A 21,647-nucleotide genomic window follows, 5' to 3' on the forward strand; every position below is an offset into this window, starting at 1 on the left:
GGCGATGCGGCATAACCCCAGCATTCGGCGCCAATATCAACGGCTGTGTGCTGCAGGCAAACGAAAGATGTCAGCGCTGGGCGCGGCCATGAGAAAACTGGTGCACATCGCTTACGGCGTGCTGGCGCACCAGAAAGAATATGAACCACAGCCCGTTTGAGAGGGGTTGTGGTTCATTGGGAGAGACGGTATCTACAGAGGCAGGTCCGTCCCCTTGAAAGTCCGGTGTGCCATCACAACACTTGTTAATACCCATCCGGAAAAGGAGAACCGCGTGAACGTTCTTATTGCAGGCGCAAACGGCAAAATTGGTCGTCGGCTGATTCCCCATCTGGCAGCGGACAATATTCATGTCACCGCCATGGTGCGCGATGCGGCCCAGGCTCAGTCCCTGAAAGAGCTGGGCGCTAACGATGTGGTGGTGGCCGACCTGGAGGGTGACTGCCGTGAGGCGTTGAAAGGGCAGCACACGGTTATTTTCACGGCGGGCTCCGGTCCTCACACCGGCCCGGACAAAACCCTCGACGTGGACCAGAATGGCGCCATCTCGCTGGTGGATCAGGCGAAAGAGCAGGATGTGGATCGCTTTATCATGGTTAGCTCGATGCGCGCCGATGATCCGGACAGTGGCCCGGAAAAAATGCGTCATTACTTCGAAGCCAAAGGCAAGGCGGACAATCACCTGCGCAGCAGTGGCCTGGACCATGTCATTGTCCGCCCGGGGCGCCTCACCGAAGAGCCACCGCTGGGAAAAATCAAACTGGAGCGCAAAATAAAGGATTTTGGGGAAATCTCCCGCGAAGATGTCGCCAAGGTGCTGGCGGAAGTCACCCGAATGGAGACCCGCAACCAGGAGTTCGATGTTATCTCCGGCGAGAGCCCCATCCGGGATGCTCTGCAAAAGGTCTGATGTTGGGTGTGGGCGCATCCCTCACGGTGCTTAGAGGTTCCCGTTCGGGCTCGCACAGTTTCAACGGCCCAATGTCGGATGACGCCTTTAGGCTAATCTGACCTACGGAGACTATTTGATCCCCGGGTTCAATGTCGGCTTAGGCGTAGCGCGTAGGTCGTGTTAGGCGAAGCCGTAACCCGACATCTGGCGTCGCTATGGAGGTAAACGGCAAATGTCGGCTTACGCCTTTAGGCTAAGCCGACCTACAAAACCTATACTAAAACCCACCTTACTCCTGAATTGTTAGACAAAAATCTTCTGGCGTTATCATCCTAACCCCAAGTATTAAAAGACCTGCGTCACCAATACGTATGAATTACGTAGGGTAAGTGCTGCAAACCATTCGCATTGCAGTAAACAAACTGTAAAATGCCGCAGCTTGTCATATGGATGACAAAAAAAAGTACGCATAATCCGCCCCTCGATGTCAGAACAGCTGGATAGGATGTCCTTAGTGCAGTTTTCTTCACAGTTAACCCGTTGGAGTCTCGGGGGGCTGGCCTTTCTGTGTGCCACCAGCGCCCAGGCCGCTTCGCCTTGGGTGCCCGCCGGGGACCTGTCCGCACGCCATCACATCGAGGCGCTGCAGTCCCAGGGTTGCCTGGATGGCGTTACCCTCAGTTGGCCCATCAGCTGGGCCGCGCTGATGAAAAGCTACCGCCTTGCCCGCCATAGCCTCCCGGAAGCCGACGCCAAACGCTGTGAAAACCAGCACGCCGCGTTTCTGGAAAAAGCCCTCCAGAAAGCACAGAAAAGCACCCGCGGTGTTTCCATTGAGCTGGGCGGCGCCAACCAGGAGCCGCTCTACACCAGCTTTGATACCCAGGTAGAAGACGAAGTTACCAGCCAGGTGGCACTTTACGGCATGGGCGACCGCTGGGCCGGGCAACTGGCCATTGGCTATGTGGACGGCGAGCGCGACAACCAATATGTGCGCCTGGACGACACCTACCTGGCCGGCATTATTGGCAACTGGCAGCTGGGCGTCGGTGCTGTCGATCGCTGGTGGGGTCCGGGCTGGCAAAGCTCTTTGGCCCTGTCCAATAATGCCCGCCCGGTGCCCGGGCTATGGCTTTCCCGGCAAATGCCGCTGGCACCGGAAAGCCCCTGGCTCAGCTGGATCGGCCCCTGGGATTTGCAACTGATTGCCGGGCAGCTGGAGCAGGATCGCGCGGTGCCCGATGCTCGTCTGCTGGGCGCCCGCTTTGTTTTCAAGCCGCTGGATTCCCTGCAAATTGGCCTGTCGCGTCTGGCGCAATGGGGCGGTGAAGGGCGCCCGCAGGGAGGTCGGGCACTTTGGAATGCATTGATCGGGAAGGACAATGCATCACCAGATAACCCTGATGAGACAGATGATCCCGCTAATCAAATTGGTGGCGTGGACTTCCGCTTGTCCTTGAATCCCGGTGATGTGCCGTTGGGCATCTATGGCCAGTTCATGGGTGAGGACGAAGCCGGGGGCTTGCCCTCGAAACTATCGTCTTTGGCTGGCGTCGATGTGGTCACCGGCTGGGGTAGCGGCTCTCAACGTTTCTTTGTGGAAGCGACCGATACCGTGGCGGGTAGCTGGTTTAGTGATCGGCGCCACAATGTCATGTACGAACACAGTACCTATCAAACGGGTTTCCGTTACCATGGCCGCAACCTAGCCAGTACCTGGGAAGGGGATGCCCAGGCCATCACCCTCGGCCTGCAGCAGTTTTTCCGTAACGATGTGACGGTGGCCCTCAGTCTCTCCCAGGCGACCTTGAATGAAGAAGGCGGCACCCGGGCAGTGCTGCATGTGGACGGAGACGAGATTCTTCAGGCCGCAGAGGAACAGGATATTGTTTTGGCCGAATTGCGTATCGGTCACCCCTTATTGGGCGGTCGCCTGAACTGGCTGCTTTCTGCTACGGATGAACCCGTAGTGACCTATGAAGAGCGTGAGCGGTTCACCGCCGGCCTTCAGTGGACCCGACACGTAAATTGGTAACAGAGTTTATGCAGGTATCTATGAATCCATTTGGGAAGTTTCTGGCTGCTGGCCTTTTAGTGTCGTTGGCGGGCTGTACGGTGGTGCCGGGGTCTCATATTTCCACCTCGCCGGGCTGGTTTCTCGATGAAGACGAAAGTGCGGAAGAAGCCGAGCCCCTGCCGGATGTGGTGCAGGTGCATACCATTACCACTAATGTGCTGAAAGCCGAGCCCCAGGACAAAGCCAAGCCGGCCCCGGTCCTGCTCGAAGAACCGGAAGATTACGATTACGTGGTCGGGCTCGGTGATGTACTGCAAATAACAGTGTGGGATCACCCGGAGCTGACCATTCCGGCGGGTTCCATGCGTAGCCCGTCCGAATCCGGTAACTGGGTACATAACGATGGCACCATTTTTTATCCCTACGTCGGCAAGATCAAAGTGGTCGGCCTGCGTGTCACCGAAATCCGTGACCTGATCGCCCAGCGTATTGCCGAATACATCGAAGACCCGCAAGTGGATGTGACCATTGCGGCTTTCCGCAGCCAGCGCGTCTATGTGTCTGGTGCGGTCAAACAACCCGGCGCCTACCCGGTGACCAATGTGCCCCTGCGACTGCTGGATGCGGTGAATTCGTCCGGTGGGTTGACCGAAATGGCTGATTGGAACGATGTCACTCTTACCCGTAACGGGCAGGAACATACCCTGTCGCTGAAGGCGGTCTACCAGGAAGGCAACCCGGCCTACAATGTCTTGCTGCGCCCCGGTGATGTAATCCACGTGGCCCGCAACGATGATAATAAAGTCTTTGTGCTGGGCGAAGTGGGTGAGAACCAGCCTGTGCCCATGACCCGTAATGGCCTGACTCTGGCAGAAGCTCTGTCATCTTCCGGTGGCTACACCCAGGACACCGCAGATGCGCGCGGTATCTTTGTGCTGCGCCGCGCGCCCCAGGGCAGTGACCACCTGATCGACCTGTACCAGCTCAATGCCAAGGACGCCACAGCCCTGATTCTGGCGGATGGTTTCGACCTGCAAAGCCGCGACATTGTCTATGTCACCGCCGCGCCACTGGCTCGCTGGAACCGCGTAATCAAGAATATTCTGCCGACCTTCCAGACCATCTACTACGGGGCACTGGCGGGAGATCGGATAAGGGATCTGGACGAGTAATGTTTAATCGCATTCTGGTGGTCTGCGACGGCAACATCTGTCGCAGCCCCACCGTCGCCGCCATGCTGCGGGAGCTGAAGCCGGAAAAAGCCGTGTCTTCTGCTGGTCTGGTCGGGCTGGTGGGTCAGGACATGGAAGCCACTGCTCGCGCCGTAGCGGAAGAAAACGGCCTGGACTGTGGCACGCATGTGGCTCGCAAATTGGACAGTGAATTATGCCGCGACAGCGATTTGATTCTGGTCATGGAAAGCCGCCAGAAAGAACGCCTGGGCAGAGCCTTCCCGGAAGCCAGCGGCAAGACATTCCTGCTAACTCACTGGAATGGCGGCCACGACATCCCCGACCCCTACAAACGCGGCCGGGATGCCTTCGAAAGAATCTACCCGCCCATGCGCGAAGCCACAAAAGCCTGGGCAGAAAAACTGTAGATAGTTATGTAGGAGCACCTCTTGAGGTGCGAATCGTGCCCCCTTCTAGGGGGCACTGTAGGAGTTCCCTTCCAGGGGACGAACCAAGCGCCAGCGCGGAAATCACCCAAAGGGGTGATAAGAAACCGCCGGTACACGGGCACAGCTCGACAGGAAATAGCACCGCTGTGTAGGAGTTCCCTTCCAGGGGACGAACCAAGCGCCAGCGCGGAGCTCACCCAAAGGGGTGGTAAGAAACCGCCGGTACACGGGCACAGCTCGACAGGAAATAGCACCGCTGTGTAGGAGTTCCCTTCCAGGGGACGAACCGAGCGACAGCGCGGAGATCACCCAAAGGGGTGGTAAGAAACCGCCGTTACATGGGCAAAGCTCGACAAGAAACAGCACGGCTGTGTAGGAGTTCCCTTCCAGGGGACGAACCAAGCGACAGCGCGAAGATCACCCAAAGGGGTGGTAAGAACCGCCGGTACACGGGCACAGCTCGACAGGAAATAGCGCCACTGTAGGAGTTCCCTTCCAGGGGACGAACCAAGCGCCAGCGCGGAGCTCACCCAAAGGGGTGGTGAGAAACCGCCGGTACACGGGCACAGCTCGACAGGAAACAGCACCGCTGTGTAGGAGTTCCCTTCCAGGGGACGAACCAAGCGCCAGCGCGGAGATCGCCCAAAGGGGTGATAAGCAACAAGTGGCCCTTCCAGCGCGAAATGAAGGGTCGGTAGCCGGCGTTTACTCGCCAAGGCTCGAATTCGTCCCCTGGAAGGGAACTCCTACAAGGGGCCCCGAAAAAACGCCCAACAGAAAAACAGACAGCAGAGCAATAAAACATGGCAGAAAACGCAACAAACACAGCACGGCAGCCACAGTCGTCGTCCAGCATGGCTGACGAAATTGATCTGCAACGGCTCTGGGGCCTATTGGTCGACCATCGCTGGTTGATTATCGGCACCACCTTGATTGCGTTGTCACTGGGGGTGGCTTACGGCCTGCTGGCCACGCCCATCTACAAAGCCGATGCCTTGCTGCAAGTGGAAGACAAGCAGGGTGGCGTGCCCGGCTTTTCCGAACTGAACGAACTGTTCACCGAAGAATCCTCTGCCGATGCGGAGATCCAGATCATCCGTTCGCGGATGGTGCTGGGAGAAATCATCGACCAGTTGCAGCTGGATATTAAGGTCGAGCCTGACCGCTTTCCTTTAATTGGCAGCATCGGTGCGCCAGATCCTGCCCCTGAGTTCGCACCTCAACCTCTGTTTGCAGGTTACCGAGACAGCGAAACCTTTGTCACCATTAAAACCTTCCAGGTACCGGAAAACCTGGAAGGCAAAGCCTTCACGCTGATTGAAGAAAATGGCCAGCCCGTACTGTATCTCGACGATCAGAAAGTGGGCAGCGCTCCACTGGGCACCGCAATTACCAGTGAAGACAAGCGCATTGTGCTGGAGCTAGGCGAATGGCAATACGGCGAAGAGCCGCTAACGCTGGTGCATCAAGCTCGCGCTAAAGCGGTCAACCTGTTGCGTGGTCGCCTTTCCGTTAGCGAGCAAGGTAAATCCACCGGCATTATTGCCATGTCCATCACCGGCCCCAGCAAGGCACGTATTCGCGCCATTCTGAATGCCATCGGCGAAACCTATTTGCTGCAAAACATTAAACGCATGTCCGCAGAAGCGGAAAATAGCTTGGACTTTCTGGACGAGCAACTTCCCGAAATTAAAGAAAAGCTGAATGGGGCAGAAGAAAAGCTCAATGCCTATCGCCTGAAAAGCGAATCCGTGGATTTGTCCCTGGAAACCCAGTCGGTACTGGAGCGGTTGGTGGCCATTGAGGGAAAAATCAATGAGCTGAAAATCAAGGAAAGCGAAATTTCTGCCCGCTTTACTCGTGAGCACCCGGCCTATCGCACCCTGATTCAACAGCGTGGCTCTCTCAACCAGGAAAAAGAACAGCTCAACAGTCAAATCAAAGCATTACCGGAAACCCAGCAGGAAGTCCTGCGCCTCATGCGCGATGTGGAAGTAAATCAGGAAATCTACGTGGGCCTGCTCAACAAGGTGCAGGAGCTGCGTATCATGAAAGCGGGCACGGTGGGTAGTGTTCGCATTATCGATAAGGCACTGGTACAGCCTGAGCCAGTTAAACCCAAGAAGCCGTTGGTTGCCATCCTGGCAGCTATGTTGGGTGGTATGGGGGCCGTTGGCTATGTGTTAGTTAAAGCTGCCTTCAATCGCGGCATCGAAAGCCCTGAACAACTGGAAGAGCAGGGCATCTCTGTTTATGCCTCCATTCCCTTGTCTGAGCATCAGCAGAAAGTAGATAGACTGGAGGCACTGAAGCGTCGGCGCCACAAAAAGAACAAAGAACCCATACCGTTGCTTGCGTTATCCGACCCCAACGATCTGGCAATCGAAGCCTTACGCAGCCTTCGAACCAGTCTTCACTTCGCCATGATGGAAGCCAGCAACAAGGTGCTCATGGTATCCGGCCCTAGCCCAGGGGTGGGCAAGTCCTTCGTCACCGCCAACTTGGCGGCAGTATTAGCACAAACTGGGCAAAATGTAGTGGTGATTGATGCCGATATGCGTAAAGGGCACATGCACCGTTTCTTTGATAACCGTAATGATGAGGGGTTGTCAGACTATCTCTCAGGCCAGAAAGAGCAGGAAGCCGTCATCCAAGCGACCAAAATGGAAAATCTCGCCTTTATCCCTCGGGGCCAGGTGCCACCGAATCCTTCAGAGCTGCTCATGCATAACCGCTTCAAGTCGCTTATGGAGTCCCTGAGCGTGCAGTATGACATTGTGCTTGTAGATACCCCCCCCATTCTGGCAGTCACAGATGCTGCCATTGTTGGTCAGTTGGCAGGTAGCAGTCTTATCGTCACCCGTTTTGGAGTGAACTCAGTCAAAGAAGTGGATGTTACCCTGACTCGCTTTGCGCAGAATAATGTAGAAATTAAAGGGGCGATTCTTAACTGTATGGAGCGTAGAAAAAGTAATGAATATGGTTACTACGAGTACAAATACTCTGAATAATTAACATGACTTTTTCTAAGGTTTGGCGCCGATGAAGATTAACTCTATATGGCTCTGGTTTTTTTGTGCACTAACTTTGAGCTTGGTTTTTTCATTGGTCGGAGCTGATAATCTTGCAATTATTTCATTTTTCTTCGGCGTCTTTGCTATAACAAAAATATCAAGCGAGAGGAATTTGTTTCACTTGATGTGGCTTCTAGGGCTATATGTTTTTGTCTGCTGCCCTCTTGTTATATTTATTGTTGTGGGTTACGAGTTTGTTATTGAGCCTGCAATCATTGTGTTGCTCCTCTCAGCATTTGCTATAGGCGCCACAGGAAAACGTGATTTTAGTAGTTTAGGGGAAAGAAAAAGTGATGTTTTTCTGCTTTGGTTTGCTTTATTTTGCGTGATTACTATTTTGCTTGGTCTGGCATTTGGGAAATCGGCATATTTTTTCCTCTATCCAGGTTTGGTTGTGGCATTTTCATTTTCTCTCCGTGGAGTTTCGCTGTACAAAGGTACGGCGGCACTTGTAATGCTGGCCTGTGTTTTTCTTAGTTACTGTTTTTTTGTGTGGGGAGGATTCGGTAGGCTTGTGATTGCATCGTGGATGTTGGTTCCTTTGCTGATATATATATTTAGTTACGATCTTTATTTTAATAAGTGGCTTTTCTTGGTTTCAGCAGCAGTGGCTAGCTTGTTTATGTCGATGCTACGATTCTCAGGGGCTGATGCATCAAATATTTTGCACTATGTGATGAAGGATTCGACAACATCTCCATATAGATTGGTTGATCAGATCGTTAATGAATACCCAGGTATGGGGGCGGCTCTTGGGCTGCAAGGTGTGATCGATCAATTTGTTTTGTTTTTTGCTGGTGCCTTCCCGAGAAATTTATGGGAAAGCAAGCCGCTTGGCTTTGGTTTTCTGTATACGGTAGACAATCTTTCGGTGAGTCTTATCGACGCGGGCCACTCCGTTGCGGCTCTTTTTGTCGGTGAGCATATATACTATGTTGGCTTTTCTGGGGGTGTCTTATTCGCTTTTCTGGCAACATTTTTAGTGTGTGCTCTCTATCGTGTGACGTATAGGCTCTCTACAGTCTCGCATATTCTTTCGATACCAGTTGCGATGTACGTTACCTCATTTTTCTGGGCAGGAATCGCTACTTATTCACAGCGTTTACAACAAGGGTTGTTTTTGATTCTCGCTGCTTGGTTAGTTGTTTTCTTTCTGAAAAGGGTGCTTGGTAAATAATGTTAGAGAAGTACTTTAAATTGAAAGGCGAAGATTGCGTTTTTGTCTATCAATATGGAAAAGTTGGATCGACGTCACTTTCTCAGGCGCTTAAGTCAGGGGTCAATATGCATGATCTCTATGGGAATGTCATGTGTCCCCCCGGCTTTAAGTATCGCTATACGCTTGCTTACAAAGTGCTTTTTTTCATCGATCGTTTCATAAGGCGTTTTTTTATAAAAAGAAGCTCTGAGATTTTAATGATTGTTCCATTGAGAAGGCCAGAAGAGAGAAATGTGTCAATGTTTTTCCAGGATCTTCCTTTTTGGTATGTGAGTTATTTTTCCAAGAATCCAGGATATGCGAAAGGAGAGGGGGTGGGTATTCTTCAGGAGATTTTTTCTGAATATTTCCCTCATTACGCTTGTGATGCTTGGTTTGATAAAGAGTTTTCTCGTTTTACCGGTATTCGTCTTGAAGATATTGAATTTGATACCGAGTCGGGGCTGGGATTTTCCGAAAAAGGGAAGTTTAAATGTCTCTTTATTCATCACGATAAGGTCGATACAGATTTGGGTCGGAAGTGGATTGAGAGTGTCACTGGTCAGGATGTGGTGATTCCTAATGTCAACCGAGGCAGTGAAAAGTGGTATGCAGATGCCTATAAACAGTTTATGGCGGACGAGGATTTCATGAAGGCGTACAGGGAAAAAATGTCTTTTTCTAAGGTTAGTAGAAAATTCTACCAGGACAAGATTGATGTCAGGTAATAGTAACAGGTCTCGTTTGTTGCTGAAGTTCGAAGGGCTTTATCGGCATCTATTTATGAGATTTTTTGCGGATAGTGAAGATTCGATAAGGCTCGTTGAGTTTCCTAAGTCAGGAGGGTCATGGGTTGCTGAAATGCTATCCGATGTATGTGGAATTGATTTTCCTAGGAACACTTTTCCAGTAAAAAGGAAATCCATATTTCACGGGCATTCATTGATTAAGGGTGGCTTTGAGAGAACGGTTGTTGTGTGGCGGGATCCAAGAGATGTGATGGTGTCCTGGTATCATCATTGCATTATAGGGAATAGCCATGTGAATCCTTCATTTATAGAGCAATGCCGGAAATCTTTCGGTGTTAGCGATTATGATGATATAAAAAAAAATATGGCTGCCTTCATTAGATGGGCATTTGATACTCCGCCATCACCAGGGTTTAACTGGTCTGATTTCTTTGACGCATGGGAGAAGAATGCGGCTGAATGGGTCAGATATGAAGACCTACGCACAAACCCAGTTGAAACACTCAGCGATCTTGCCTTCAGAATTACTGGCAATAACCCTGAATTGAATGTCGTTAGAGAAGTGGTTGAGAGGCATTCTTTTAAAAACAAATCAGGCAGGAAGTATGGCCAAGAGGATAAGGGGTCTTTTTTAAGGAAAGGGGCCGTAGGGGATTGGAGGAATTATTTTGATGAAGAATGTCTGACCGAATTTGAGAAAAGGGTTGGTTCCAGAATGGAAAAGCTTGGTTACCAATGATGAATGCGACAGTAACTGTTGGTATTGATGCTTCAAATATCACGGGTGGTGGTGGGCTGAAGCATTTGGTCGAAATTTTAAAAAATGCCTCACCAGAAGAATCGGGTATTGGTCGTGTCGTTGTTTGGGGTATCCCCGGAGTATTGCCCTATTTGCCAGAAAGGCCCTGGTTGGAACTGGTTCCAATTGAATGGTTTGATAAATCTGTTTTCCATAGGCAGGTCTGGAGAAGGGTTTTCTTGCCAAAAGAAGTTGACCGCATTTGTGATGTCCTGTTTGTCCCGGGAGGGATCTCTCTAGCGGTTAATGTTCCTGATGTGGTTATGTCGCAAAACATGCAACCATTCTTGCCATCAGAGAGACGTTCGGCAGGCCTTGGTAAGGCTAGGCTTAGGGTTGAATTATTGCGTTTCCTTCAAGGTTGGTCTTTTCAGAAAGCTAGCGCTCGCCTTTTTTTGACAAACTATGCGGCTGAAACGATAGGTCAGCAATTTCCTTTTGCTGATGTTAATAATGAAATTATTCCGCATGGAATAGATCCCGATTTTTTCTGCTCTTATACTGATCGAAAATCCTGGAATAGCAATGATATAAAGATTTGCTATGTTTCAACGCTTAATACGTATAAACATCAAATTGAAGTGATTGATGCTATTTCATTGTTGGCGGAGAAGTATCCATCGTTAAATCTTTTTCTTTTTGGTTCTGAGGCGTCTAGGTACGGGGAAAAGGTTCGGAAAAAGATTGCCAGTACTAATGATGCATTCGGCAGAGAAGTTGTCTCATATTTAGGCAAGGTGAGCTTTGAGTCTTTACCGGAAGTTTATAGAAGTTCGGATATCGTTGTCTTCGCTTCATCTTGCGAGAACCTTCCAAATATACTTTTGGAGTCTATGGCGTCTTCGTCCCCTGTGGTTTGCTCTGATTTTCAGCCAATGCCATCAATTCTGAAAGATGCCGGTCTTTATTGTGATGTTGAATCGCCAGAAAGTATCGCAAATGCGATAGGCGAGTTTATTGAATCTGAGGCGCTCCGTGCTGAAAAAGGCAGAGCTGCAAGTGCTCTTGCATCTGATTATTCATGGCCAAGAGCATCAAAGTTAACTTTTGATTTTTTCGCAAGAGTCGCAAGAAATCATGAAGGATTTTTAGAGGAAAGAAGATGAATAAGGTTGTTCTTGTTACTGGCGGTACCGGATCATTCGGTAAAACAATGGTCACTAAGCTTCTTGCGGAAGGGTATCCGGAGATCCGCATTTTAAGCCGGGATGAAGCCAAGCAGGAAGAAATGCGTATTTCCTATTCGCGGCCAGAATTAAAGTTTTATATTGGTGATGTGCGTGACCGTGCTGCTGTCGATAAGGCGATGAAAGGGGTCGATCTGGTCTTCCACGCTGCGGCCCTTAAGCAGGTTCCATCCTGTGAATTCTTCCCGATGGAAGCGGTCAAGACCAATATTATCGGCAGCCAGAATGTTATTGATAGTGCCGTTGATGCCGGCGTGAAAAGTCTTGTCTGTCTTAGTACGGACAAGGCGGTAATGCCTGTTAATGCCATGGGCATGTCCAAGGCGATGATGGAAAAGGTGGCTCAGGCTTCCAGTCGCCAGCTTGGTGACAATGATACGGTCATTTCCTGTGTGCGCTATGGCAACGTGATGTGTTCGCGTGGATCCGTGATTCCTCTATTTATTAAGCAAATTAAGGAAGGTAAAACCCTGACGCTGACTGAGCCGACCATGACTCGGTTTATGTTGTCATTGAATGATGCCATTGAGCTGGTTGCTTTTGCTTTTGAAAATGCTAGTCAGGGGGACATTTTCATCAAAAAAGCCCCGGCCTGTACCGTGCAGCTTTTGGCGGAAACCCTGCTGGATATTTTTGAAGCCAGCAATGAGATTCGGGTTATTGGTTGGCGCCATGGTGAAAAACTGTATGAAACTCTGGCCAGTGCAGAGGAGCTGCTGCGTTCCGATGACATGGGCGAGTATTACCGTGTCAGCTACGACAACCGTGATCTTAACTATGCCAAGTTCTTTACCGAAGGCGATGTAGAGGAGGCTAGCACGGAAGATTACCACTCCCATAATACGTATCAGCTTTCTAAGGAAGAACTCAAGGATCTTCTTTTGACCTTGCCTGAGGTTCAGGAAGCCTTAAACGGCTAAGTCTGGAAGCCTGGTGACTACGTTCGCTGTGCAAGCATAGTGGCTATAGAGATATGGGTTGGATTAGGGAAAAGGAATTGTTATGAAAACGGTGATTACCGGCGCTGCCGGCTTGTTGGGTTGGCATTTGCAGTGTCACTTGAGTGTTCTGGACGGCTGGAAAGATACTGTTATCGCATTGGATCGCAAGGCCTTCAATGATGATGCCGTGCTTGATGCTGCGCTGGACGGTGCTGATGTTGTCGTTCACTGTGCTGGAATCAACCGAGCAGAAGATGCTGAGCTTGAACAAGGGAATATCGACTTGGCGAATCGCCTGGTTGATTCACTCACTCGAGTCAATGCCAAGCCTCACTTGCTCTATAGCAACACCATTCATAAAGAGCGCGATAACGCCTATGGCCGTGGAAAGGCGGGTGCGGGTCGTGTTTTTCAAGGGTGGGCAGAAACTGAGAATGCCCATTATTCCGATTTGGTATTGCCTCATGTCTTTGGTGAGGGCGGACGCCCTTTTTATAACTCAGCGGTATTTACTTTTTGTCAGCAGATTGTTGATGGTGAGCCTCTGTCGATCAATCCCGGTGGCATGCTGGAGCTCCTCCATGCTCAGGATATTTGTGCTCGTATAGTGGACGCGGTGGAGCGGGGCCAGAGCGGCGAAATTCGGCTGAAAGGCCAGGTTATCTCTGCGGCTGAGGTTGCTGGCAAGCTTTCAGCCATGCATGCCAGTTATGCTGCTCATGTTGTCCCCGATCTACGCGATAATTTCGATTTGCAGTTGTTCAATACCTTACGCTCCTTTTTGTACCCGGCACATTACCCCTGCGAGCTGACGCTACATACCGATAATCGGGGTTCACTATTTGAGGCCGTGAAAGCCGATAACGGGGGGCAGGCTTTTCTGTCAACCACCAAGCCGGGTATTACCCGGGGTAACCATTTTCACTTTGGCAAAGTCGAGCGATTTCTGGTGATTCGTGGTGAAGCGGTGATTCGGTTACGCCGTTTGTTTGATGGTGAAGTCAAGGAATTTAGGGTGTCCGGGGATGATCCGGTCTATATCGATATGCCAACGCTGCATACCCATAGTATTACCAATGTGGGCGATACAGAGCTGATGACGCTGTTTTGGAGTCATGAGATTTTCGATCCCGAAGCGCCAGACACGTATTTTCTGCCGGTCCTTACGGATCAGGGGAGCTGATTGATGAAAGTAATGACGATTCTGGGTACACGCCCGGAAATTATTCGCCTCGCCCGTGTGATGGCGGCACTGGATCAGGTTGTGGATCACAAGATTGTCCATACGGGCCAGAATTATGATTACGAGCTAAATGATGTCTTCTTCGAGGAACTTGGTGTTCGCAAGCCAGATCACTTCCTGAATGTGGATACTTCTTCACTAGGTCGAAGCCTGGGTGAAATTCTGATCAAGACAGAAGAGGTCTTGTTGCAGGAGAAGCCGGATGCGGTGCTGGTGCTGGGGGATACCAACAGCGCCACCGCGACGCTTATGGCAAAGCGCATGAAAATTCCGACTTACCATATGGAAGCCGGTAACCGCAGTTTCGATGCCAATGTGCCTGAAGAAATCAACCGTAAATTAGTGGATCACCTCGCCGATTTTAATCTGGTTTACACAGAGCACGCTCGGCGGCACTTGATCAGCGAAGGTCTGCCACATCGCTTTATTTACCTCACGGGCTCTCCGATGCGTGAGGTGCTTGAGCACTCTCTGCCAAGTATTCAACAATCAGACATCCTCAAGCGATTGGGGCTGGAAGAAGGCCGCTTCTTTATTGTCAGCGTCCATCGGGAAGAAAATGTGGACAGCCGAGAGAATCTGAAGAAGGTGGTTGAAGCCTTGCAGGCTCTTCACGAAGAGTTCGGGTTTCCGGTGGTGGTGTCCACGCATCCCCGCACCCGTAATCGCCTGGAGAAACTGGGCCTGGCGGATGACAGTGAGGCAATTCGCTTCCTGAAGCCGTTCGGGTTCTTTGATTATAACAAGCTGCAAATGACGGCTTTCTGTGCGATTTCAGATAGCGGTACCATCAGTGAAGAATCTTCTATCCTCGACTTCCCTGCGGTAACACTACGTCGTTCCATTGAGCGCCCAGAAGCCCTCGATACGGGTGCTATTGCGTTGACCGGGCTGGACAAAGAGGTGCTGATTGACGGTGTGCGCATCGCTACTGCTTCACGGGATGTGTTTTCTGGGACTGAGCGTGAAATCCCTGATGCTTACAAGGTACGTAATGTTTCCGAGCGCGTAGTGCGTTTGATCACCGGGACGGCCAAGCTGGCCAGTCATTGGAAAAACATGGATGAGTTCAGCCGGTATGACTGGTAGCAACAAAATGAAGCCTGATATAGCAATTGTTCATCGTTATTTTTGGCCCCAGAATTATCCGTATGCAATTATGCTTAAAGGAATTGCGGAGGGCATGTCTAAATCAGGCATGAATGTTCTGGTTTGCAGTTGCCACGAAAAGCAAACAGATCAGTTGCTTCAGCGCAAAGTGTGGGCGTCGGAGAGGGGGGTCGCCTGTAAGAGCTTGGCTATGCCCTCAGAAAGAACATTTTCTATCCCAATGAAAATATTTTCAGCTCTTTATTATGCAGTATGGGTTTTCAGTGTTGCTCTTTTTTCAGGAGCAAAAGTGATTTGGGTTGGCTCGACTCCGCCGGTGATAATGCCCCTGCTCTTGCGGTTCGCTCGTTGCTTTCGAAGATTCAAAATTGTTTATCACTGCCAAGATATCCATCCTGAGTCAATGAGTATTAATGGTAATTTAAAAAGACAGTGGGTTTATGACTCTTTGAGAAAGATTGATGCGGCGAACGTTGTAAAGTCTGATTTGGTGCTGACTCTCTCGGCTGACATGAAAGATACGATCGCCTCTAGGCCTTGTGAAGTCGATAATGTAAAAGTTATAAACAACTTTATTCTTGATGAAATACCTGTCCTGCGGGAGCCGGTTAAAAGAGCTGATGGAGCGCCATACAAGTTACTTTTTGCTGGCGGTTTGGGCCGGTTTCAGAATCTGGAGGTTTTAACCCAGTTAGCTATTGAATTGGCCAAGAAGAATTTAGCCGTTGTTACATTCATGGGCGATGGTCCAGTACGTTCAATTATGGAGCGTATGGTTAGAGAGAATGGTTTGCAGGATGAAATAACGTTTCTTGGTCATCGGCCACTTTCTGATGCTATCAAGGCCATGCAGGCAGCGGACTTCGGTCTTGTTTCTCTGACTCCTGGTGTTGATAAAGTAGCCTATCCGAGCAAAACGATTATGTATCTCGCCGCGGGACTTCCTTGTCTGGCATTCGTATCGCATTCGTCCTCTCTTGGACGAATGCTAAAAGAGAATAACTTGGGCGCGGCTTTTGATTTAGAGGATACCGTATCATTGTTTTCTCAGGTCGAAGGGTTTCTTTCTTCTTATGCTCATGAAGTTATGGGGAGGAATGAAATAATGCGGTTTGCACAAGATCGCTTCTCTGAAAAATCAGTCGTTTCTATGCTGGTTGGGGAAGTCAAGGAGTTGATTCATTAATGCGTCCCATTTTTATTATCGGAGCTGGCCGCTCTGGCACGAAATTTCTAAGAGATACACTGGCTGCTAGCCCTGATGTCTCACGAGTTCCTTATGATGTTGGTTATATATGGCGATATGGGAACGAAGGGTTGGAGCATGATGAAATAGAGGTTGACTCTGTTGGGCAGCGACAGCTGGACTGGATGAGAAAGCAACTTCCTCGGCTGGTTGACAAAGATGTCAGAAAGCCGGATGCGAAGTTTATTGTCGAGAAGTCTGTGCCCAACTCGCTTAGACCAGGGCTTCTTTATAAGGCTTTTCCAGATGCTTTATTCATCCATATTGTTAGGGATGGGCGAGCTGTAGCTGAATCAGCAATTAGGTTGTGGCAAGCGCCAACCGATAAAGGTTATCTTTTTGATAAAATTCGCTATTTCCCATGGGCAAATTTTAAATATGCTCTTTGGTTCGTGCGTAACAGGCTTTTTTTCAGGCGAAAAAAAGCTATAGCGGTATGGGGGCCGAGATACGCGGGGATTCAGAAAGATGTGTCCGTGCTTCCCCTGCACGAGGTTTGCGCCTGGCAATGGATGAAATGCGTTCAGGTTACAGAGCAGCAGCTCTCGGTCGTGCCCAGTGATCAGGTGTTTATGCTGCGTTATGAGGAGCTGATGAAGGACCCGCAGACGATTGAATCTCTTTGTGACTGGATCGGTGTTAATTCAGAGCCTGTGATAACCGCTTATGAAAATAATATTGAGCCTGGAAATAACGAAAAGTGGAAAGACCGACTGAGCGAATCCGAGCTTGAAGATATCAAGAGGGTTTTTTCTGAAGAGCCGGAATTGGCAAGGAAGTATTGTAGTGGCTAAGCGTTTTTTTGACATTGTCTTGTCCCTTTGCGCACTAGTTGCCCTTGCGCCGGTCATGCTAGCTGTGGCTGTTGCCGTAAAAGCTGACTCCTCCGGGCCTGTCTTTTTTCGCCAGATTAGGGTGGGCCTTGGTGGGCGAGATTTTGAAATAATGAAATTTCGCAGTATGTCCCACGATCCGGTAGCAAGTCAGGGGGCATTTGATGCTGGAAACTCCAGTCGTGTCACCTCAGTCGGGCAAGTTATTCGCAAAACTAAACTTGATGAGCTTCCGCAGTTTGTTAACGTTTTAAAAGGTGATATGTCTATTGTTGGACCGAGGCCCGAGGTGAGAAAGTGGGTTGAGGCTTATCCTGATAGATGGTCAAAAGTTCACCGTGTCAGACCAGGTATAACAGACCCGGCAGCTATTGAATTTAGTGACGAAGAAGGAATGCTTTCTGAATACGATGATCCCAATGAAGTATACAGAACCGTCATTCTTCCCAGGAAGCTGGATTTGTATGAATTGTATATTGAGAGGCGCTCGCTTTTTTTTGATGTTGGCGTGATGCTTAAAACCTTTACAAAAATTCTTCGAGGTTGATTGTGGACGTTCCTTTTTTTCGTCTTTCTCCCGTTTCTAAAGAAATTGAAAACGTTCGTTCTGTTTTAGAGTCTGGCTGGCTCACAACTGGCAAGTGGGTAAAGGATTTCGAAGCGCTTTTTGCGGATTATTGTGGTGTAAAGCATGCGCTGGCAGTTAATTCTTGCACTGCTGCTTTACATTTGGCTATTGAGGCTTTGGGGGTGGGGCCTGGCGACAAGGTTGTGGTTCCGTCGTTGACGTTTACAGCTTCGGCTGAAGTGATACGTTATGTAGGGGCTGATCCTGTATTTATTGACGTTGATCCTGATACTCTTTTGATAACAGCTCAATCTGTTGAAGATGCTATTTTAAGTAATCCAGACGTAAAAGCTGTTATAGCTGTTCATTTTGGCGGCCAATCTGTGGATTTGGTTTCAGAGGGTGGGCTTCTAAGGATTTGTGAAAAATACAATGTAAAGCTTGTTCAGGATGCGGCGCATGCTTTCCCTTCCTATGATGTCTATGGGCCTGTTGGAAGTGTAGGGGATGTCACTTGTTTCAGCTTCTATGCCAATAAGACGATAACTTGCGGTGAAGGTGGAATGCTGGTTACGAACAATGACGATATAGCCAGTCGTGCCAAAATGATGCGTTTACATGGTATCGACCGCGATGTGTGGGACCGGTTTACTAGTACTAAAGCTGGTTCTTGGGTTTATGATGTTAAGGCGCCAGGCTTTAAGTATAATCTGCCCGATATCAATGCAGCGGTAGGTGTGGCTCAATTTGAAAAAGCTTGGGATTTTCGTCAGCGAAGACAGGATATTGCAGCTAGATACACGGATGAATTTTCTGACCTGGTAGGTGTTGACTTGGTTAGGTCTCGAGTTATGGCTGATCAACACGCTCACCATTTGTACCCGTTGATTTTTACTCAACAAGCCGTTCTTACAAGGGAGCAGTTTATTGACATGATGAACGAGAGGGGGGTTGGTACATCAGTTCATTATCGTCCTCTTCATCACATGAGTTATTACCGTTTACGTTACGAGCTCGACGAGTCAAAGTTTCCTAATACAGAGAAATACTGGAGAGGCTGTGTTTCTCTGCCTCTTTATCCTGATATGTCGAATGAAGAAGTCGGTTTTGTTGTTAAAAACGTACGTGCGGCTTTAGGGGGGGGGTAGATTTTATTTGTTGGATGGTTTGATGTCGTTTTTTGAGGGATAGATTATTTTTAATTTTTTGCTTTTTTTTGCGAATCGTGTTTCTAGTTCGACAGGTCGAGCGATGGTTCGTACTTTTTTGGCTAAAGGGATATCAGCCTTTGGTGCTCTTTCGTTAGCTGTGATCGTTGGGAATCTCTATGGCCTAAGAGGGGTTGGTGTTTACGCTTTAGCGCAAAGCGTTTTGCTAGGTGCTGGCATACTTTCTCGAAGAGGGATGGATAATGCACTCATTCGCTTTGTCGGTCGTGATTTCAACTCTGTCAAGGTTGGAGGCTATCTCTACGTAGCAAGTTTGCGAAGCCTGAAAGTAAGTGTTCCGCTGTTAATAGCGATTTTTTTTCTGCGAGATCATGTCGAGGAATTCTTTGAGCTCCCGGGCCTTTCCTCTGTACTGTTGGGGATTGGTTTTGCGATTCCTTTTTACACTTGGAGCTTTTTATTAGCGGGATTTTTTAAGGGGGTGAGGAAACCCGCCACTGCCGGTTTTCAAGAAAATGGGGCTATCTCTCTTGTTGCCGGTACGTTGCTGCTGCTTATAGAAACATTGTCTGAGCTGCAGTCTCCGGATATTTCCTGGCTTGGGTGGTCATATCTGGTTGCTGCAGTTCTCATTGCGGTTATAGGGCACTGTGTCGCGGAGATCTGGCTCGTTCGTCATCACGTTGTTCGGCGATTTTCTGGGCTTGATTCTGTTGATTTGGCTGAGTTCAGAAATGTTTCTCTGTCATTTTTTCTCATGAGCATGGCGGGCTTAATGCAGCAGGTACTCAGCATCATGATTGCTGGTAAGTTTCTTGGAAGCGTTGAGCTTGGTCTATTTAAGTCTTCTCAGCAAATTGCCATTTCTGTTGTTTTTGTTTTGATGGTGGTTAATGCGGTTTTTCCGCCGCTTTTTGCGACCCTTTTTCATCAGGGGAGACTGGCTGAGCTTGAGCGTGCTGCTCGCAGAGCTGCCTTGCTTGGGCTTATCTTGTCAGCGCCTTTTTTGTTGGTTTGTCTGTTATTTCCAGAATGGATATTAGGTTTCTTTGGCGAAGGTTTTAGTGAGGCTGCAAGTCTGCTGAGAATATTGGCTTTGGCGCAGCTCGTTAATGTAGCTACAGGATCAGTGGCTTTTTTGCTGAACATGACTGGGTATGACCGTAGTATGCGTAATATCGCCTTGTGTTGTAATGCTATCGGGTTGCTAGGTTTTTTTCTTCTGTCTCCTTGGTTGGGGGCATTGGGTGCAACGCTTGCCTTGGCGTTTGTCTTGGTGGCGCAAAATCTGGTGGCGATGGTTGCGGTCTGGATCAAGCTTGGTATATGGACTTTTCCTGGGCCTAATGTTCTAAAGTTATTGGGTGTTCGCTCTCGTGTATAGCTAGGAGGTCGGATTACGTCCTTCGGCCTAATTCGAGCTGCCGATGGGGTGGGTGTTTGATTCGATTGTGCCGGTTATCGGCGAGCGTTCTGCTGTTTGCTTTTCTTTCTTTTCTGCTGGTATTTCAGTCTGCCTATGCGGTGTTACCTGTGTTGGCTGTTGGCATGGCGTTGTTGTGCCTGGCGGCTTGTCAGCGGGAGGCGGGGCGGCTGGCGGCGGATGATATCGCCATCCTCTTGGTGCTAATGGTTTTTTCCCTGCTATGGCTTGCGGATGTCTGGCGTGCCGGCCAGTGGCCGGTAGGGGCTGGCGGTGAGGGGCGGTGGCTGCCTGTGTGGCCTTTGTTTGCGGGCCTGGTTTTGCTGGCTTGGCGGCGTGTGCCTCCCTCTCCCATGGTCTGGTGGTGGGGTGTGGCAGTCGGAGCGCTCTTTGCCGGTGGAATTGCGGCATACGAGCACTTTTGGCTTGGCCGCTGGCGCCCTGATAACGGGATGAATGCGATTCCGTTCGGTAATATCGCACTGCTGTTAGGTACTCTATCGTTGGTTGCTCTGGTGTCTTTGCGGGGCGAGCGGGCTGGCCGACTTGGTGTGTGGCAGAAGGCGCTGTTGGTTCTGGCTGCATTAGCCGGGCTGTTGGCGTCAGTGTTATCGGGCACGCGCGGTGGCTGGGTGGTATTTCCTACGTTGGCGCTATTAGTGTGTGTGGCTGCGTTTGTCTCCTTGCCCCGTAGGCGGATGGTTGCCTTGGTGGCGATCTTGATGGCGACACTATTGGCGATGGCGTTTCTGCCGCGGGCGTCGGTGACTGCGCGGGTAGGTGAAGGGGTGGAAAACCTTCAACGATATACTCAGGGGGAGGCCGGCTCTTCGCTAGGATTGCGGCTGGAGATGTGGCGGGCCGGTTGGCTCCTGATCCAGCACAAGCCGTTGTTGGGGTGGGGCGAGGGTAAGCTCGAGTCCCAACGGGACCTGTGGGTGGCCGAAGGGCGCTTTAATCGGGGTGTTAGCCGGTATGATCAGTTGCACAGCGATACTGTGGATACCTTCGCTCGGCGGGGTGTGGTTGGGTTGGTGTCGCTGCTTGCTTTGTATCTATTGCCTTTGGGGTTGTTCTGTCGTTATTGGTACCGGGGCGTCAAAGCGCGTAACCGTGAAGTGCAGGCCTTTGCGTTGTCTGGTGCCCTGGTTGTGGTGGCGTTTATGGGGTTCGGGCTGAGCCAATCCATGCTGCGGGACCCCCGTGGTCTGGCTGGGTTTCTGGGGTTGCTGGTGGCGTGCTGGTGTCTGCTCAAACGAGCGGCTGAGTCTCAGGCCTATGTCGGGTTACGGCCTTCGACCTCTCTGTGCCCTTGGGTAAACACGACCTACGAGTGGATGGTGTGTTTTGTGGTTTGTAGATACCGTCTCTCCCAATGAACCACAACCCCTCTCAAACGGGCTGTGGTTCATATTCTTTCTGGTGCGCCAGCACGCCGTAAGCGATGTGCACCAGTTTTCTCATGGCCGCGCCCAGCGCTGACATCTTTCGTTTGCCTGCAGCACACAGCCGTTGATATTGGCGCCGAATGCTGGGGTTATGCCGCATCGCCACAACGGCACCCATGTATAACTTTT

The 21,647-nt window shown here is 50.1% G+C and carries 18 protein-coding genes and 2 pseudogenes; 19 read left to right on the forward strand and 1 reads right to left on the reverse strand.

Annotated features, from left to right (window positions below; translation table 11 throughout):
• From A3730_RS32710 to A3730_RS15520, 19 genes and pseudogenes are all read left to right on the forward strand, one after another.
• Positions 1-160, forward strand: a pseudogene (locus tag A3730_RS32710) (IS110 family transposase); the annotation flags it as partial.
• A gap of 114 nt (positions 161-274) precedes the next feature.
• Positions 275-910, forward strand: a complete 636-nt coding sequence (locus tag A3730_RS15440) for an SDR family oxidoreductase (RefSeq protein WP_063521511.1) — start codon at positions 275-277, stop codon at positions 908-910.
• 487 nt (positions 911-1,397) lie between these two features.
• Positions 1,398-2,927: a capsule assembly Wzi family protein gene (locus A3730_RS15445; RefSeq protein WP_063519999.1), complete on the forward strand. Its 1,530-nt coding sequence runs from the start codon at positions 1,398-1,400 to the stop codon at positions 2,925-2,927.
• Between the two features lie 20 nt (positions 2,928-2,947).
• Positions 2,948-4,081 carry a polysaccharide export protein gene (locus A3730_RS15450; protein ID WP_082872406.1) on the forward strand — a complete coding sequence of 378 codons (1,134 nt, stop codon included), beginning with the start codon at positions 2,948-2,950 and terminating at the stop codon, positions 4,079-4,081.
• On the forward strand, positions 4,081-4,509 hold the full coding sequence (locus tag A3730_RS15455) for a low molecular weight protein-tyrosine-phosphatase (protein WP_063519997.1): 429 nt from the start codon (positions 4,081-4,083) through the stop codon (positions 4,507-4,509). The genes A3730_RS15450 and A3730_RS15455 overlap by 1 nt, the downstream gene beginning before the upstream one ends.
• A gap of 824 nt (positions 4,510-5,333) precedes the next feature.
• Entirely contained in the window at positions 5,334-7,541 is a 2,208-nt protein-coding gene (locus tag A3730_RS15460; RefSeq protein WP_063519615.1) for a polysaccharide biosynthesis tyrosine autokinase, read from the forward strand.
• Positions 7,542-7,572: 31 nt separating this feature from the next.
• A complete protein-coding gene (locus A3730_RS15465) occupies positions 7,573-8,781 on the forward strand; it encodes a hypothetical protein (protein WP_063538386.1) in 1,209 nt (402 codons plus the stop codon).
• Complete coding sequence (locus A3730_RS15470) at positions 8,781-9,530, forward strand: putative capsular polysaccharide synthesis family protein (protein ID WP_063519613.1); 750 nt, start codon at positions 8,781-8,783, stop codon at positions 9,528-9,530. The genes A3730_RS15465 and A3730_RS15470 overlap by 1 nt, the downstream gene beginning before the upstream one ends.
• Positions 9,531-9,549: 19 nt before the next feature.
• Complete coding sequence (locus A3730_RS29765) at positions 9,550-10,290, forward strand: sulfotransferase domain-containing protein (RefSeq protein WP_231883969.1); 741 nt, start codon at positions 9,550-9,552, stop codon at positions 10,288-10,290.
• Positions 10,287-11,456 (forward strand): glycosyltransferase, encoded by a 1,170-nt coding sequence (locus A3730_RS29770; RefSeq protein WP_082872409.1) that lies wholly within the window; start codon positions 10,287-10,289, stop codon positions 11,454-11,456. Before A3730_RS29765 ends, A3730_RS29770 begins: the two co-directional genes overlap by 4 nt.
• Positions 11,453-12,457 carry an SDR family NAD(P)-dependent oxidoreductase gene (locus tag A3730_RS15480; RefSeq protein WP_063519611.1) on the forward strand — a complete coding sequence of 335 codons (1,005 nt, stop codon included), beginning with the start codon at positions 11,453-11,455 and terminating at the stop codon, positions 12,455-12,457. Before A3730_RS29770 ends, A3730_RS15480 begins: the two co-directional genes overlap by 4 nt.
• Before the next feature lie 82 nt (positions 12,458-12,539).
• Entirely contained in the window at positions 12,540-13,661 is a 1,122-nt protein-coding gene (locus tag A3730_RS15485; RefSeq protein ID WP_063519610.1) for an NAD-dependent epimerase/dehydratase family protein, read from the forward strand.
• Between the two features lie 12 nt (positions 13,662-13,673).
• Positions 13,674-14,810 (forward strand): non-hydrolyzing UDP-N-acetylglucosamine 2-epimerase, encoded by a 1,137-nt coding sequence (wecB, locus tag A3730_RS15490; protein WP_255364269.1) that lies wholly within the window; start codon positions 13,674-13,676, stop codon positions 14,808-14,810.
• Positions 14,785-16,017 carry a glycosyltransferase family 4 protein gene (locus A3730_RS15495; protein ID WP_082872410.1) on the forward strand — a complete coding sequence of 411 codons (1,233 nt, stop codon included), beginning with the start codon at positions 14,785-14,787 and terminating at the stop codon, positions 16,015-16,017. The genes wecB and A3730_RS15495 overlap by 26 nt, the downstream gene beginning before the upstream one ends.
• Positions 16,017-16,871 carry a sulfotransferase gene (locus tag A3730_RS15500; protein ID WP_063520264.1) on the forward strand — a complete coding sequence of 285 codons (855 nt, stop codon included), beginning with the start codon at positions 16,017-16,019 and terminating at the stop codon, positions 16,869-16,871. The genes A3730_RS15495 and A3730_RS15500 overlap by 1 nt, the downstream gene beginning before the upstream one ends.
• Positions 16,864-17,457, forward strand: a complete 594-nt coding sequence (locus A3730_RS15505) for a sugar transferase (RefSeq protein ID WP_063520265.1) — start codon at positions 16,864-16,866, stop codon at positions 17,455-17,457. Before A3730_RS15500 ends, A3730_RS15505 begins: the two co-directional genes overlap by 8 nt.
• Positions 17,458-17,459: 2 nt before the next feature.
• Complete coding sequence (locus tag A3730_RS15510) at positions 17,460-18,626, forward strand: DegT/DnrJ/EryC1/StrS aminotransferase family protein (protein ID WP_063520266.1); 1,167 nt, start codon at positions 17,460-17,462, stop codon at positions 18,624-18,626.
• Positions 18,627-18,729: 103 nt separating this feature from the next.
• Entirely contained in the window at positions 18,730-20,031 is a 1,302-nt protein-coding gene (locus A3730_RS15515; protein WP_063520267.1) for an MATE family efflux transporter, read from the forward strand.
• 149 nt (positions 20,032-20,180) lie between these two features.
• Positions 20,181-21,449, forward strand: a complete 1,269-nt coding sequence (locus A3730_RS15520; protein WP_156501220.1) for an O-antigen ligase — start codon at positions 20,181-20,183, stop codon at positions 21,447-21,449.
• A 13-nt stretch (positions 21,450-21,462) separates the two neighbouring features.
• On the opposite strand, the pseudogene A3730_RS32715 reads toward A3730_RS15520, so the two are convergent.
• A pseudogene (locus A3730_RS32715) lies at positions 21,463-21,647 on the reverse strand (IS110 family transposase); the annotation flags it as partial.

It is taken from the genome of Alcanivorax sp. HI0044, assembly GCF_001634945.1.